Source organism: Pseudomonas sp. NPDC089918 (assembly GCF_050280605.1).
In the GTDB taxonomy this organism is placed as follows: Bacteria; Pseudomonadota; Gammaproteobacteria; order Pseudomonadales; family Pseudomonadaceae; genus Aquipseudomonas.
This window is the reverse complement of the sequence record NZ_JBNNVP010000077.1, coordinates 1-13,777: the sequence shown is the minus strand read 5'-3', so window position 1 is coordinate 13,777 and position 13,777 is coordinate 1. Positions and strand designations below refer to the sequence as shown.

Annotated in this window: 16 protein-coding genes; 6 read left to right on the top strand and 10 right to left on the bottom strand. The window is 58.3% G+C overall.

Going from position 1 to position 13,777, the window contains the following annotated elements; genetic code table 11:
• A partial coding sequence (locus ACQKPC_RS29550; protein ID WP_427628191.1) for a DUF2066 domain-containing protein occupies positions 1-817 on the bottom strand: 817 nt, incomplete at its 3' end.
• A gap of 388 nt (positions 818-1,205) precedes the next feature.
• On the opposite strand from ACQKPC_RS29550, the gene purM reads away from it, so the two are divergent.
• Genes purM through ACQKPC_RS29535 form a run of 3 tightly spaced genes read left to right on the top strand, consistent with a single transcriptional unit; the run spans position 1,206 to position 3,636 of the window.
• A complete protein-coding gene (purM, locus tag ACQKPC_RS29545; RefSeq protein WP_008013877.1) occupies positions 1,206-2,264 on the top strand; it encodes a phosphoribosylformylglycinamidine cyclo-ligase in 1,059 nt (352 codons plus the stop codon).
• Positions 2,264-2,914 carry a phosphoribosylglycinamide formyltransferase gene (gene purN / locus ACQKPC_RS29540; RefSeq protein ID WP_427628189.1) on the top strand — a complete coding sequence of 217 codons (651 nt, stop codon included), beginning with the start codon at positions 2,264-2,266 and terminating at the stop codon, positions 2,912-2,914. The genes purM and purN overlap by 1 nt, the downstream gene beginning before the upstream one ends.
• A gap of 8 nt (positions 2,915-2,922) precedes the next feature.
• Positions 2,923-3,636 (top strand): DUF3108 domain-containing protein, encoded by a 714-nt coding sequence (locus tag ACQKPC_RS29535; protein WP_008071499.1) that lies wholly within the window; start codon positions 2,923-2,925, stop codon positions 3,634-3,636.
• 72 nt (positions 3,637-3,708) lie between these two features.
• Here the strand turns inward: ACQKPC_RS29535 and ACQKPC_RS29530 are convergent, their stop codons facing one another.
• Complete coding sequence (locus ACQKPC_RS29530) at positions 3,709-4,173, bottom strand: DUF3859 domain-containing protein (protein ID WP_427628187.1); 465 nt, start codon at positions 4,171-4,173, stop codon at positions 3,709-3,711.
• A 339-nt stretch (positions 4,174-4,512) separates the two neighbouring features.
• Here ACQKPC_RS29530 and ACQKPC_RS29525 point away from each other — a divergent pair, with 339 nt between their 5' ends.
• Complete coding sequence (locus ACQKPC_RS29525; RefSeq protein WP_427628185.1) at positions 4,513-4,929, top strand: OsmC family protein; 417 nt, start codon at positions 4,513-4,515, stop codon at positions 4,927-4,929.
• Positions 4,930-4,990: 61 nt separating this feature from the next.
• Positions 4,991-5,878 (top strand): pirin family protein, encoded by an 888-nt coding sequence (locus ACQKPC_RS29520; protein WP_427628183.1) that lies wholly within the window; start codon positions 4,991-4,993, stop codon positions 5,876-5,878.
• A 146-nt stretch (positions 5,879-6,024) separates the two neighbouring features.
• On the opposite strand, the gene htpG is transcribed toward ACQKPC_RS29520, so the two are convergent.
• The 3 genes from htpG to ACQKPC_RS29505 all read right to left on the bottom strand — a co-directional run bounded on the left by htpG (position 6,025) and on the right by ACQKPC_RS29505 (position 8,936).
• Positions 6,025-7,929 carry a molecular chaperone HtpG gene (gene htpG, locus ACQKPC_RS29515; protein ID WP_007898964.1) on the bottom strand — a complete coding sequence of 635 codons (1,905 nt, stop codon included), beginning with the start codon at positions 7,927-7,929 and terminating at the stop codon, positions 6,025-6,027.
• 81 nt (positions 7,930-8,010) lie between these two features.
• A complete protein-coding gene (locus ACQKPC_RS29510) occupies positions 8,011-8,463 on the bottom strand; it encodes a PaaI family thioesterase (RefSeq protein WP_427628181.1) in 453 nt (150 codons plus the stop codon).
• On the bottom strand, positions 8,460-8,936 hold the full coding sequence (locus ACQKPC_RS29505) for a PaaI family thioesterase (RefSeq protein WP_007898969.1): 477 nt from the start codon (positions 8,934-8,936) through the stop codon (positions 8,460-8,462). Before ACQKPC_RS29505 ends, ACQKPC_RS29510 begins: the two co-directional genes overlap by 4 nt.
• 157 nt (positions 8,937-9,093) lie before the next feature.
• Here ACQKPC_RS29505 and ACQKPC_RS29500 point away from each other — a divergent pair, with 157 nt between their 5' ends.
• Positions 9,094-9,339 carry a hypothetical protein gene (locus ACQKPC_RS29500; protein WP_427628179.1) on the top strand — a complete coding sequence of 82 codons (246 nt, stop codon included), beginning with the start codon at positions 9,094-9,096 and terminating at the stop codon, positions 9,337-9,339.
• 77 nt (positions 9,340-9,416) lie between these two features.
• Here ACQKPC_RS29500 and ACQKPC_RS29495 read toward each other — a convergent pair whose 3' ends face one another.
• From ACQKPC_RS29495 to ACQKPC_RS29475, 5 genes are all read right to left on the bottom strand, one after another.
• Positions 9,417-9,818: an MAPEG family protein gene (locus ACQKPC_RS29495; RefSeq protein ID WP_427628177.1), complete on the bottom strand. Its 402-nt coding sequence runs from the start codon at positions 9,816-9,818 to the stop codon at positions 9,417-9,419.
• Positions 9,818-10,555: a DUF599 domain-containing protein gene (locus ACQKPC_RS29490; RefSeq protein WP_427628176.1), complete on the bottom strand. Its 738-nt coding sequence runs from the start codon at positions 10,553-10,555 to the stop codon at positions 9,818-9,820. The genes ACQKPC_RS29495 and ACQKPC_RS29490 overlap by 1 nt, the downstream gene beginning before the upstream one ends.
• Positions 10,556-10,792: 237 nt before the next feature.
• Entirely contained in the window at positions 10,793-12,106 is a 1,314-nt protein-coding gene (brnQ, locus tag ACQKPC_RS29485) for a branched-chain amino acid transport system II carrier protein (protein WP_427628174.1), read from the bottom strand.
• Between the two features lie 421 nt (positions 12,107-12,527).
• The gene (gene sucD / locus ACQKPC_RS29480; RefSeq protein WP_427628172.1) at positions 12,528-13,409 is read right to left on the bottom strand and encodes a succinate--CoA ligase subunit alpha; all 882 of its coding nucleotides are present in this window, start codon (positions 13,407-13,409) and stop codon (positions 12,528-12,530) included.
• The coding region (locus ACQKPC_RS29475) for a sigma 54-interacting transcriptional regulator (RefSeq protein WP_427628170.1) at positions 13,409-13,777 on the bottom strand (369 nt) is incomplete at its 5' end. The genes ACQKPC_RS29475 and sucD, both read right to left, overlap by 1 nt.

Genomic DNA, 13,777 nt, shown 5'->3' with positions numbered 1-13,777 from the left:
GCGTCGCATAACGCTCCAGGCTCATCCCCTGCACTTCCAGCAATTGCTCGCTCGAGGCACCCGGCTTGGCGACAAAGCGCGGCGCCAGGCGTTGACTGACAGCCAGCATCACCGCATCGGACAGCGCAGCGGTATCGGCGCCCTGCACGCTACCGGCTTCTTTCTGATCGCCCAACCATAAACGCCACTTGGCTTGCCATTGGCCACCCTCTTCACGGGCATGCACCGCCAGCAAAGCGTCGGCATTGTAACGGTCGGATGCGTCACGCAACGGCGCCGGGTCTGCACTTTCCAGATTCGGCGCAGTGGCGACAATCTGCTCGTCCAGGTCCGCCAGCGGCAAACGCAGCGGCAGACCACGATGTTGCGCCGCTCGAAGCAGTGGCGTGGCGCTGGCTTGGCCATCGCCGACCAGGCTCGAACCTTCAGTGGAATCGTTCAACCACCAGCCGAGGATCGACGGCCGATTGGCACCCCATACGGCCAACCCGGCACGCCGCAAGGCCTGTTCAGTGGTGGCCGGGTCGAAATCGACTTTCAGCACTTGCGGTGGCCCGGCCTCATAGCCGAACTGACTGATGATCTGCTGAGGGTCTTTGCGCACGGTCGCCAGACCCGGGCTCTGTGCCGCCTTGGGGTCGCCGGTCAGGCGCAACACCAACGTATCCAGCGCCCGCTGAGTCGCCTGATCGCGCTCCTCCGGTGTCTGGCTGCTGACAGGCTCGCGTACCTGATAGAGACCTTTGACGGTTTCGGCATGACCGGTCAGGCTGACCATGGTTAAACAGCCCACGAACAAGAATTTAAGAAAACGCATAAAAAGATTCCTGACGACAAGAGCGGCTGGAACAGACCGCGTGAAGATGATTGAACCAAGGGTCTGTTGACCACACGTTCAGGCAAAACATTCACCCGATCCCGGTAAGTTTTCGCACTGTCATAACGATAGACGGTTAATGTCGATACCTTATACAGCCATCCGGGACGCCACCAACACGGGCAATATCGGTTTTTTTAACGCGATATGCCCCTGCCCGTCGGCACGAGGATGGCCGCTGCCCCTCAAGCCTGATAAAATCGCGCGCCTTCGCAGACCGGCAACAGCCGGGCACCCTGAAATTCGCCGATGGCACTCGCCTTCGTCTGTTTCGGCGGTCCCACTGGACTCGGTCGTTACCCCTGAATCCCCCCTAAAGGCCTGGATCATGAGCAAGCAACCCTCCCTGAGCTACAAGGACGCCGGTGTAGACATCGACGCCGGTGAAGCATTGGTCGAACGCATCAAGAGCGTCGCCAAGCGCACTGCGCGCCCGGAAGTCATGGGCGGCCTGGGCGGTTTCGGCGCCCTCTGCGAAATCCCGGCCGGTTACAAGCAACCGGTACTGGTCTCGGGCACTGACGGCGTCGGCACCAAGCTGCGCCTGGCGCTGAATCTGAACAAGCATGACAGCATCGGCATCGACCTGGTTGCCATGTGCGTGAACGACCTGGTGGTCTGCGGCGCCGAGCCGCTGTTCTTCCTCGACTACTACGCCACCGGCAAACTGAACGTCGAAACCGCGACCCAGGTCGTGACCGGCATCGGCGCTGGCTGTGAACTGTCCGGCTGCTCCCTGGTCGGCGGCGAAACCGCTGAAATGCCGGGCATGTACGAAGGCGAAGACTATGACCTGGCCGGCTTCTGCGTCGGCGTCGTGGAAAAGTCCGAAATCATCGACGGTTCCAAAGTCGCTGCCGGCGATGCCCTGCTCGCCCTGCCGTCTTCCGGCCCGCACTCCAACGGCTACTCGCTGATCCGCAAGATCATCGAAGTGTCCGGTGCAGACATCGAAAACATCCAGCTCGACGGCAAACCGCTGACCGACCTGCTGATGGCCCCGACCCGCATCTACGTGAAGCCGCTGCTCAAGCTGATCAAGGAAACCGGCGCCGTCAAAGCCATGGCCCACATCACCGGTGGTGGCCTGCTGGACAACATCCCGCGCGTTCTGCCAAAAGGCGCACAAGCGGTGGTTGACGTTGCAAGCTGGACTCGCCCTGCCGTGTTCGACTGGCTGCAAGAGAAAGGCAATGTCGACGAAAACGAAATGCATCGCGTGTTGAACTGCGGCGTCGGCATGGTTATCTGCGTTGCTCAAGAGCACGTTGAAACTGCGCTGAACGTATTGCGCGAAGCCGGCGAGCAGCCTTGGGTCATCGGTCAGATCGCCACCGCTGCCGAAGGCGCGGCCCAGGTTGAACTGAAGAACCTCAAGGCTCATTGATGTCCCAGACCTGTGATGTGGTGGTGCTGTTGTCCGGCACCGGCAGTAACTTGCAGGCCTTGATCGACAGCACGCGGACCGGCGACAGCCCGGCCCGCATCGCTGCGGTGATCTCCAACCGCGCCGACGCCTACGGCCTGCAACGCGCCAGGGACGCGGGTATCGACACCCGCACCCTGGATCACAAGGCTTTCGAAGGTCGCGAGGCCTTCGATGCCGCGCTGATCGAACTGATCGACGCCTTCAACCCCAAACTCGTGGTACTGGCCGGTTTCATGCGCATTCTCAGCGCTGACTTCGTGCGCCACTACGCGGGTCGCCTGCTCAACATCCATCCTTCGCTGCTACCCAAATACAAAGGGTTACACACTCATCAGCGCGCGCTGGAGGCCGCCGACACTGAACACGGCTGTTCCGTGCACTTCGTCACCGAGGAACTCGATGGCGGACCACTGGTCGTACAGGCAGTAATACCGGTAGAGTTGCACGATTCGCCGCAGAGTCTGGCGCAGCGAGTCCATACCCAGGAACACCTGATCTACCCGATGGCCGTACGCTGGTTTGCCGAAGGTCGTTTATCACTCGGCGAACAAGGTGCTTTACTGGACGGACAGTTACTCGCGGCCAGCGGCCACTTGATTCGAACCTAGGAGATTTTATGCGTCGCGCCCTGCTCTTCGCTTGCGCTCTGCTCGCCCTGCCGTTTGCGCAGGCCGCAGACCTTCAACCTTTCTCCGCCAGCTACACCGCCGACTGGAAACAGCTGCCCATGAGCGGCACCGCCGAACGCAGCCTGACCAAGGGAGCCAACGGCGTCTGGAAACTCAGTTTCAAGGCGTCGATGATGATCGCCAGCCTGACTGAAGAAAGTACCCTGACCCTGGACAAGGACACCCTGCTGCCGCAGTCCTACCACTTCGAACGTGGCGGTCTGGGCAAAGCCAAGAAGGCTGACCTGGACTTCGACTGGACCACCAAAATGGTCACCGGCACCGATCGCGGTGACGCGGTCAAGATCCCGCTGAACCGCGGCATGGTCGATAAATCCACTTATCAGCTGGCTCTGCAGCATGACGTCGCCGCTGGCAAGAAAAGCATGAGCTATCAGGTCGTCGACGATGGCGAAGTCGATACCTATGACTTCCGCGTGCTGGGTTCGGAAAAAGTCGACACCAAGGCTGGCCAGATCGATGCAATCAAGGTCGAGCGCGTACGCGACCCGACACAAAGCAAGCGCATCACCGTCCTGTGGTTCGCCAAGGACTGGGATTACCTGCTGGTCCGTTTGCAACAGGTCGAAACCGACGGCAAGGAGTACAACATCATGCTTCTCGACGGTACGGTCAACGGCAAGACGGTCAAAGGCAGCTGATCCGCACCAACATGAAAGCCCCGCAAACGCGGGGCTTTTTTTCGTCTGGCATTTGGTTGGACGAGCGCGCGATCAGCGCACGGTAAAGCGTTGCTGGGCCAGCAGACGGTCGCCCTGAAACACCATGAAACGCCATTCACCGGGAACGACTTCATGGCTTTCGGTGAACTCGAAGGCCATCAGGTCCTGCGGAGCACCGGGCACCAGTTTCTGAGTCACTTCCAGTTTGTCGTGACGCACGCCATCCGGAGTACGGATGCCCGGCGTGAAATAGAGCAACGTCAGCGGTTGGTCTTCGGCGACCTTGCCGGCCAACTGGTAACGCATACCGAACTTGGTGCCGAGTTTGGCGGGGACAATTTCGGTTTGCTGGATCTGTTCATTGCTGCGGCGCAAAACTCGCTCGCCCGATTGCAGTTCGGCTTTGGGGCCAGCGAACACGCCGTATTCCACTGGGCCTTCGACGCGGACTTCGGCACAGGCCAGACCACTGGCGAACATCATTGTGGCCAGGGCGGCTAAACGGGAGAGGTGCATGGTGCGCTCCTTGATTGAGATGAGCGCGAGGGTATGACGCCGGGGTGACAGGACGATGACAACCTTGGGTCCAAACACAATCCTGTGGCGAGGGGGCTTGCCCCCGTTCGGCTGCGAAGCAGTCGTAAACCCGTTGCATGCGGTTTAACTTTGAAATCCCGGGGTCGCTTCGCAACCCAACGGGGGCAAGCCCCCTCGCCACAGATGTTGTGGTCACTTCGCGACAGCACGAGGCAGGATCCCCCGCCAAGAAAGTGGAACGCGAATTTGAAAGGATGCTCTATAACTTCAGGGTCTTTTTTGATCGAATGACTTTTCCCAATGCCTGCGAGGTTTCTTATGACTGTTACCGTCAATACCGTCTCCGCCGAAGGTTTTCGTCACAGCGTCCAGATCGATGACCACGAACTCTTTGCCGATGTGCCGAAAACCTCTGGCGGCGAAGGCACCGCGCCTGAACCCCACGACTACTTCGATGCAGCCCTCGGTGCCTGCAAGGCCCTGACGCTGAAAATGTACGCCAGGAAAAAGAACATCCCGCTAACGGGCGTCGAGGTTGAGGTCAAGCGCGACAACAGTGAAGAGCAGAAAGGCAAATACGCCCTGCACGTCGAACTCACGCTCAAGGGTGTGCTCACCGACGCCCAGCGTGACGAGTTGCACCGCGTGGCCGACCGCTGCCCGGTACACAAGCTGATGACCACCTCTGAAGTCAGCATCGAAACCCATCTGTCCGAAGGTGCGTTCAGCCAATAGCGGCAAGGGCTGCGCAAGCGGGTTATGCTCCCTGCGTCACCCGCTCAGCCTGGAATGCACCATGAACACGCCACTCGTGATCCGCCCTCGCGCCGAAGATGTCGAAGGCCAGCCGATTCTTCGCCCGTTGCCGTCAGCCAAATGCCGCAACGTCGGGCCTTTCGTGTTTTTCGACCACATGCTCGAAACCCGTTATCCGGCGGGCAAAGGCATGAACATCCGTCAGCATCCACACATCGGCCTGTCCACCCTCACCTACCTGTTCGAAGGGCAAATCCAGCACAAGGACAGCCTCGGTTCCGATCAGGTGGTGAATGCCGGCGATGTCAGCTGGATGACGGCGGGTAGCGCAATCGCCCACGTCGAACGCACACCCGAACCATTGAAAGACAGCGGCTTTACGATGCACGGCTTACAGATCTGGCTGGCTTCGCCCAAGGATCGTGAACACGGTCCGGGACATTACAGTCACCACCCGGCTGCCACGCTGCCAGTCAGCGATAACCTTGGCGTGAAGATACGGATGATCGCGGGCTCAGGCTTTTGCCTCGAATCGCCGGTCCCGGTGCTTTCTCCTACGCTGTATGCCGAATTGAACCTGCAAACGGCGACCACATTGCTGATTCCCACCGAGCATGAAGAACGGGCACTGTATGTGCTGAGCGGAGAAGCGCAACTGGATGGCGAGCCGCTGGAACCGCACTCGCTGGTGGTGTTGCCGGCCGGGGAAGAGATGACACTGTTCGCCGAGAGCGACTGTCATGCCGTGCTGTTTGGCGGCGCGCCGCTGGATGGACCACGGCGGATCAACTGGAATTTCGTGGCCAGTGATCCGGCATTAATCGATGAAGCACGTCGGCGCTGGGCGGCCGGGGACTGGCCGACAGTGCCGGGGGAAAGTGAGCGGATCGAATTGCCGAAACACCGAAGCCCGCCAACGCCCCTGTAATTGATCGGCTGATCGTTCCCACGCTCTGCGTGGTTGCAGCCCGTGACGCTCCGCGTCACTGGACGCGGAGCGTCCCTAGAGGCATTCCCACGCAGAGCGTGGGAACGATCAAAAAACCCGCCGAAGCGGGTTTTTTTACAACGCGGTTAAACCGACAGTTCAACCAGCAGCTTGTTCAGACGGCGCACATAAGCGGCCGGGTCTTTCAAGCTGTCGCCGGCCGCCAGGGCCGCCTGATCGAACAGAATGTGCGACAGGTCGCCGAAGCGCTCGTCGCTCTGCTCGTTGTCGAGTTTCTCGATCAGCGGGTGAGCCGGGTTGAATTCGAATATCGGCTTCGAATCCGGAACCTTCTGACCGCTGGCTTCCAGGATCTGACGCATTTGCAGGCCCAGGTCCTGCTCGCCGATGGCCAGAATCGCCGGGGAATCGGTCAGACGATGGGAGACCCGCACTTCAGCAACGGAGTCGCCCAATGCCGTCTTCAGACGCTCAACCAGGCCTTCTTTGGACTTGGCGACTTCTTCTGCGGCTTTCTTGTCTTCTTCCGAATCCAGATTACCGAGGTCCAGGTCACCGCGTGCCACGTCGACAAAGCTCTTGCCGTCGAAGTCGTTGAGGTAGCTCATCAGCCACTCGTCGATGCGGTCGGTCAGCAGCAGCACTTCGATGCCTTTCTTGCGGAAGACTTCCAGGTGCGGGCTGTTTTTGACTTGCGCATAGGTTTCGCCAGTCAGGTAGTAGATCTTGTCCTGACCTTCCTTGGCGCGGGCCAGGTAGTCGGCCAGACCTACAACCTGCTCGCCGTCGTCGCCCTGAGTGGACGCGAAACGCAGCAGACCAGCAATTTTCTCTTTGTTGGCGAAGTCTTCTGCCGGGCCTTCTTTCATGACCTGACCGAAGTTCTTCCAAAAGCCTTTGTATTGCTCAGGCTCGTTCTTCGCCAGTTTTTCCAGCATGTCCAGAACGCGCTTGGTCAGCGCCGACTTCATGGAATCGATGATCGGGTCTTTCTGCAGGATTTCCCGCGACACGTTCAGCGACAGGTCGTTGGAGTCGACCACGCCTTTAATAAAGCGCAGGTACAGTGGCAGGAACGACTCGGCCTGATCCATGACGAACACACGCTGCACGTAAAGCTTCAGGCCTTTCGGCGCTTCACGCTGGTACAGATCGAATGGCGCACGGGTCGGCACATAAAGCAGCGAGGTGTACTCGAGCTTGCCTTCGACCTTGTTGTGGCTCCAGCTCAGCGGGTTCTCGAAATCGTGAGCGACGTGTTTGTAGAACTCCTGGTATTCCTCGTCTTTCACTTCAGTGCGAGGACGAGTCCACAGGGCGCTGGCGCGGTTGACGGTTTCCCACTCGGCGGCCGGCTGCTCTTCGCCTTCGGTAGCGGCCACTTCTTTCGGCAGCTCGATTGGCAAAGCGATGTGGTCGGAGTACTTCTTGATGATGTTGCGCAGACGCCAGCCATCGGCGAATTCGTCTTCAGCGGACTTCAGGTGCAGGACAATGCGCGTACCGCGGTCAGCCTTCTCGACGGTGGCGATTTCGAATTCGCCTTCGCCTTTGGACGACCAGTGCACGCCTTCGCTGGCAGCGAGGCCGGCACGGCGACTGAATACGTCAACTTTATCGGCAACGATGAAGGCCGAGTAAAAACCGACACCGAATTGACCGATCAGGTGCGAGTCTTTTTTCTGATCGCCAGACAGGTGTTTCATGAAATCGGCAGTGCCGGACTTGGCGATGGTACCCAGATGGGTGACCGCGTCGTCACGGCTCATGCCGATGCCGTTGTCTTCGAGGGTGACGGTTTTAGCGTCTTTGTCGAAGCTCACACGGATTTTCAGTTCAGCGCCGCCTTCCAGCAAGTCAGGCTTGGCCAGCGCTTCAAAACGTAATTTGTCGACAGCGTCAGAGGCGTTCGAGATCAATTCGCGAAGGAAAATTTCCTTGTTGGAATACAGCGAATGGATCATGAGGTGCAGCAGTTGCTTCACCTCGGTCTGGAAGCCCAGGGTTTCCTTTTGAGTTTCCACACTCATGGTCATCAAACTCCAATCAGATGGCATAAGCCGCGACCTTGAAGGTCGACGGCGGGTTGTCCTCAGAGTTGGGGGCTGAGATCAGGATTTCAAGGGCTCTTCGATTTTGAAGTGAGCGCGGGCCGTGGCAATGGGCTCGGCCTCAGTGCTTTGCCAGGCGGTAATCGCCACGTTTGCCACCCGCCGCCCCTGTCGGCACACCAGGCATCTGGCCCAGGTATCGCGAAACTGCCCCGCGCGCAGGTAGTCGAGGGAAAAGTCGATAATCTTCGGCACGCCGGGCGAGCCGGTGAAGATCAGCAGGTGCAGTGCTGCCGAGAGCTCCATGAACCCGGCAATCACCCCGCCGTGAATCGCTGGCAATAAAGGATTACCAATGTTGTCTTTGTTGGCCGGTAGACGAAACAGCAGTTCATCCCCGACACGCGAACATTCGACGCCGATCAGTCTGGCGTAAGGAATCAGGTGCAGCAGAGAGGCGTAGTCCCCCTGCGCATGGGCCTGTTGAAGTTGCTCCTTGAACGTGTCGGTCATTTCGCACCTCCAGCAATGGCGCCGCCAAAACCTTTAGTGCCTTTAATGCCCTTGCCCATGCGCATAAAGGTGCCCACCACATGGGCGATAGGCTGCTCGGGGTCGTCCTGATAGGCAAAACCGCGCGCAAAGATCACGTCGGTGGTCACTCGGTAGCATTGGGCGAAGCCGTACACGTCCTTGTGCGGCTCGGCGGCGTGCATGTAGTCGATCCGCAAGTCGAGCGTCGGACAGACTTCGAACTCAGGCAGCACGCAAAGGGTAGCCATGCCGCAGGCGGTGTCCATCAGCGAGGTCAACGCTCCGCCATGAATCACCCCGGTTTGCGGATTGCCGACGATCTGCGGGCTGTACGGCAGAATCACCGTCAATCCTTCGCTGCTGGCGCTGTGAACGCGCATGCCGAGTACCTGACAATGCCGCAATGCCGACAGGAATCGCGTCGCACGCTCAAAAACGGGGTTTTCGGCCATTTGATAAAACTCTTCTTAGTGTCCGGGCAAAGTAGCAGGCTAGTGGGTAAAAGTTCCGCAGCAAAACAAACTTATATATCTGAACGAATTGAGGAACTTAAAGCTGTCGGCTGTGCTCGAAAGGCCAGTAGATACTTTCCATCAGGAGAAACACCCCATGCGTAAGACTTTAGCTATTGCCTTGATGTTGACCGCTTCCCTCGGTCTCGCTGCCTGCGATAAAAAATCCGAGGACAAAGCTCAAGATGCCACCAAACATGCTGAGCAAGCTCAGGAAAAAATGGGTGAAGCTCAGGATAAAGTGAACGAGGCAGCAAAAGAAAACGCCGAAGCTGCCAAAGCTCAGGCCGAATCTAACGCAGCAGCGACAAAAGAAGCCGCGCCAGAAGCACCTAAAAACTAAAAGCGTTTTTAGTGCTAAAAGAAAACCCGCCAAGTGCGGGTTTTCTTTTGTCTGCGGCTTTTGTTTGCAATGCAGTATTAGATCAAAATCGTCCTAAAAGTCGGACTAATCATCAGCAACAACGAACACACTAAGCCGACGAACCACACCAGGCTGCGCTGCCAGGCCAAGTCCGCCCAATAGCACAACAGATATATGATGCGCGCGATCACAAAGAGGATTGCCAGCGCATCGATCAGCCATCCCGCCGTCTGCGTGGTGTGCGCCATCAACACCCCCACCGCAAAGATCATGAACGCCTCGAAACTGTTCTGATGGGCTGCCAATGCACGGGCACCGAAGCCTGTAAGTTGTGCCTGCTGTTGGCGCGGCAGGTGATTGTTGTAACCACCCTGCTCGTTCATGGCTTTGGCCACCGGGATCTTTGCCACGAAAATCAACAATGCGCTGATAAACACACACCAGAACGGAATACTCATCAAGCAGCCTCCTTGTTTGCTTCAGGCAATGGCGCCTCCGTAGGGGTATAGACCATCACATCAAGAACGTCGGAGTGAAACTCGCGGCGATACAACACCAGCACGACGCCGGCGCTCATCAACATGAACAGCCAGGGGCTGACGAACCACGCCAGCATGGTCATGCCAAAGTAATAGGAACGCAGCCCGAAGTTGAACTGGTTGGCCGCCATGGAGATGACACGGGCGGCTCGAGAAGCAAAGGCTTTACGCTCTTGCTCGGACACATGGCGCTCGCCGATCATCGGCGCCGAGCCCACGAGAATCGCCGCAAAGTTGTACTGACGCATGCACCAGCTAAAGGTAAAGAACGCATAGACAAACACCAGCGCCAGACACAACAACTTGATCTCCGACATCCCTTGGGAAGCCTGTTGCACCATCGGAATATCCGCCAGCAACGACACAGCTCTGTCGGACGCACCCAATACCGTGAGAATACCGGCCAGGATAATCAGCGTGCTGGAAGCGAAGAACGAGGCATTGCGCTCCAGGTTACCGATCACGCTGGCATCGGCAATGCGGTTGTCGCGCAACAGCATGCGGCGCATCCAGTCTTCGCGATACAGGTGCAACACGCTGGCCAGGCACGCGGTGTCGCGGCCTTTCCATGTCGCATAACGGGTGTAGCCACCCCAGCAGATAACAAACCAGAGCGCGGCGAGGATGTGGATGATGTTGGTGTGGATGAACGACATGCAGGTCCTTGTGAGGTATAGGAGGAATACCGAAATCCTGTGGGAGCGGGTTTGCTCGCGAAAGCGGACTTCCAGTCAATATCGCTATTGAATGTTAAGCCCTCTTCGCGAGCAAGCCCGCTCCCACATTAGATTTGTGTACGGCCATAAAAAATGCCCCGTATCGATTGATACGGGGCATTTCCATTTTTGCCAGGAAGCAGTTCGAGGCCCGCTTGTGGCGGGCCGTGAAGCAGCTTAAGCCAGCGCTTCTTCGCGCTTGCCCAGCAGACGATCGCAGACCACCGCGACCACCAGGGTCATGACCGCCGGCACCAGCCACGCCAGACCCTGCTCGCTCAGTGGCAGGTGAGTCAGCTGGGTCGGCATCCAATCGGCCAGACCGGCGCCCTTGAGGGCATCGATCAGACCGAAGATGAACGACACCAGCATCACCGGACCGACGATGCGGCCCTGCTCATGCCAGAAGTCCTTGCAGAAGCTCAGCGCTACCAGGGCGATGCACGGCGGGTAGATGGCGGTCAGCACCGGGATCGAGAACGCGATCAGCTTGGTGAGTCCCAGATTGGACACCAACAGGGAGAACGCAGCCAGGATGATCACCAGCGTCTTGTAGGACAGTGGCAGTACACGGCTGAAGTATTCGGCACAAGCGCACGTCAGACCGACCGCTGTAACCAGGCAGGCCAGGGAGATCAGTACAGCAAGGAAGCCGCTGCCCAACGAACCAAACGTGTGTTGAACATACGCGTGCAATACCGCCGCGCCGTTGGCAGCACCGGCGGCCACTTCATGGCTGCCCGAACCGAGACGGAACAGACTGACGTAAACCAGCGCCAGGCCCACGCCGGCAATCAGACCGGCGATGATCGCGTAACGGGTGATCAGCGCTGGTGATTCCACGCCACGGGAGCGGATCGCATTGACAATGACAATGCCGAATACCAGCGCACCCAGGGTATCCATGGTCAGGTAACCATTGATAAAGCCCTGGGAGAACGGTGCTGCGACATATTCAGGCGTGGCCACGCCGATATCACCGGCCGGCAATGCAAACGCGGCGATGCCGAGAACGGCCAGGGCGATAATCTTCAGCGGTGCGAGGAAACGTCCTACGGTATCGAGCAGGCGGCCCGGGTAGAGCGAGATGAAGAACACCAGCAGGAAGTACACCGAGCTATAGAGAAACAACGCCAGCGGGCTCTCGCCAGTCAGCGGCGCCAGGCCCACTTCGAACGACACGGTCGCGGTGCGCGGCGTCGCGAACAACGGGCCGACAGCGAGGTAGCACGCGGCTGCCAGCAGGCCACCAGCGACTTTACCGATCGGGCTGCTCAAGGCATCCATTGCACCACCGACCTTGGCCAGGGCGACAACGGTGATCACCGGCAAACCAACCGCCGTGATCAGAAAACCCAGCGCCGCCATCCAGACATTAGGCCCGGACTGCAAACCGACGATAGGCGGGAAGATGATGTTGCCAGCCCCGACGAACAGGGCAAATGTCATAAAACCCAGTGCCAGGATGTCCTGGCCTTTCAACACTTTCATTAAGGAAATACCACACTACTGAATCGGAATTTAGAGAGGGATTTCCCTTATGGGTGAGGGAAATGCTGTCGGCCCGTATAGGACTAACCCGTTTAGCGCGTCGCTGCCTTGTGGGCCGCGGACGCAAAAATGGCTGCTAGCCTAACGAATTTGCACGACAAACGCACTGTTACAGGGCGAACTATCCGATACGCGACATTTCAATGTCGCGTTTACATACCTAATTTTCCTACCTTGGCACAGATCGTTCCCACGCTCTGCGTGGGAATGCATCCCATGACGCTCCGCGTCACATTCAAAGGCGGAACGCGGAGCGCCCCTGGCGGCATTCCCACGCAGAGCGTGGGAACGATCACCCGGAAACGACAAAGGCCACCCGAAGGTGGCCTTTGTTTGGCGAAGCGTCAGTTAAGCGCGAGGCTTACTTGATCGCCCAACCGGTCAGCTCGGACAAAGCCTTGCCGATGTCTGCCAGCGAACGCACGGTTTTAACGCCTGCGTCTTCCAGGGCAGCAAACTTCTCGTCTGCAGTGCCTTTGCCGCCAGAGATGATTGCGCCAGCATGGCCCATGCGCTTGCCCGGAGGAGCAGTCACACCAGCGATGTAGGAAACAACCGGTTTGGTCACGTGTGCCTTGATGTAGGCAGCCGCTTCTTCTTCAGCCGAACCGCCGATCTCGCCGATCATCACGATCGCTTCGGTCATCGGGTCTTCCTGGAACAGCTTCAGGATGTCGATGAAGTTCGAACCCGGGATCGGGTCACCACCGATGCCGACGCAAGTCGACTGACCGAAACCGGCGTCAGTAGTCTGCTTCACAGCTTCGTAGGTCAGGGTGCCGGAACGGGAAACGATACCGACCTTGCCTGGCAAGTGAATGTGACCTGGCATGATGCCGATCTTGCATTCGCCTGGAGTGATCACGCCTGGGCAGTTAGGACCGATCAGGACTACGCCCAGCTCGTCGCACTTGACCTTGGCATCCAGCATGTCCAGGGTAGGAATGCCTTCAGTGATGCAAACGATCAGCTTGATGCCGCCGAATGCTGCTTCCAGGATGGAGTCCTTGCAGAAAGGAGCTGGAACGTAGATCACGCTGGCGGTGGCGCCAGTGGCGGCTACAGCATCTTTCACGGTGTTGAACACTGGCAGACCCAGGTGTTCGGTGCCGCCTTTGCCTGGAGTTACACCACCAACCATCTTGGTGCCGTACTCGATGGCTTGCTGGGTGTGGAAACTACCTTGCGAACCGGTAATACCCTGGCAGATAACTTTGGTGTCTTTATTGATCAGGACGCTCATTATTTGCCCTCCGCAGCTTTGACAACTTGTTGAGCAGCGTCGGTCAGGCTGGTAGCAGCGATGATGTTCAAACCGCTTTCTGCCAGTACTTTAGCGCCCAGCTCAGCGTTGTTGCCTTCAAGGCGAACAACAACCGGGATTTTCACGCCGACTTCTTTCACAGCGCCGATGATGCCTTCGGCAATCATGTCGCAACGAACGATGCCGCCGAAGATGTTGACCAATACTGCAGCGACGTTAGTGTCGGACAGGATGATCTTGAACGCTTCGGTAACGCGTTCTTTGGGCAGGGGCAGGGGCATGTCACCGATTTCATCGAGAAACAGAGTGCCGCCATCGGCCTGTTCCAGCAGCCCTTGCATGCCTTT

Excerpts from the sequence above, each read along its gene's own strand:
- ACQKPC_RS29490 (WP_427628176.1), bottom strand. The coding sequence starts at position 10,555 with ATGTCGTTCATCCACACCAACATCATCCACATCCTCGCCGCGCTCTGG.
- ACQKPC_RS29525 (WP_427628185.1), top strand. The coding sequence starts at position 4,513 with ATGACTGTTACCGTCAATACCGTCTCCGCCGAAGGTTTTCGTCACAGC.
- purM (WP_008013877.1), top strand. The coding sequence starts at position 1,206 with ATGAGCAAGCAACCCTCCCTGAGCTACAAGGACGCCGGTGTAGACATC.
- ACQKPC_RS29520 (WP_427628183.1), top strand. The coding sequence starts at position 4,991 with ATGAACACGCCACTCGTGATCCGCCCTCGCGCCGAAGATGTCGAAGGC.
- ACQKPC_RS29510 (WP_427628181.1), bottom strand. The coding sequence starts at position 8,463 with ATGACCGACACGTTCAAGGAGCAACTTCAACAGGCCCATGCGCAGGGG.
- purN (WP_427628189.1), top strand. The coding sequence starts at position 2,264 with ATGTCCCAGACCTGTGATGTGGTGGTGCTGTTGTCCGGCACCGGCAGT.
- ACQKPC_RS29495 (WP_427628177.1), bottom strand. The coding sequence starts at position 9,818 with ATGAGTATTCCGTTCTGGTGTGTGTTTATCAGCGCATTGTTGATTTTC.
- htpG (WP_007898964.1), bottom strand. The coding sequence starts at position 7,929 with ATGAGTGTGGAAACTCAAAAGGAAACCCTGGGCTTCCAGACCGAGGTG.
- sucD (WP_427628172.1), bottom strand. The coding sequence starts at position 13,409 with ATGAGCGTCCTGATCAATAAAGACACCAAAGTTATCTGCCAGGGTATT.
- ACQKPC_RS29500 (WP_427628179.1), top strand. The coding sequence starts at position 9,094 with ATGCGTAAGACTTTAGCTATTGCCTTGATGTTGACCGCTTCCCTCGGT.
- ACQKPC_RS29505 (WP_007898969.1), bottom strand. The coding sequence starts at position 8,936 with ATGGCCGAAAACCCCGTTTTTGAGCGTGCGACGCGATTCCTGTCGGCA.
- ACQKPC_RS29530 (WP_427628187.1), bottom strand. The coding sequence starts at position 4,173 with ATGCACCTCTCCCGTTTAGCCGCCCTGGCCACAATGATGTTCGCCAGT.
- brnQ (WP_427628174.1), bottom strand. The coding sequence starts at position 12,106 with ATGAAAGTGTTGAAAGGCCAGGACATCCTGGCACTGGGTTTTATGACA.
- ACQKPC_RS29535 (WP_008071499.1), top strand. The coding sequence starts at position 2,923 with ATGCGTCGCGCCCTGCTCTTCGCTTGCGCTCTGCTCGCCCTGCCGTTT.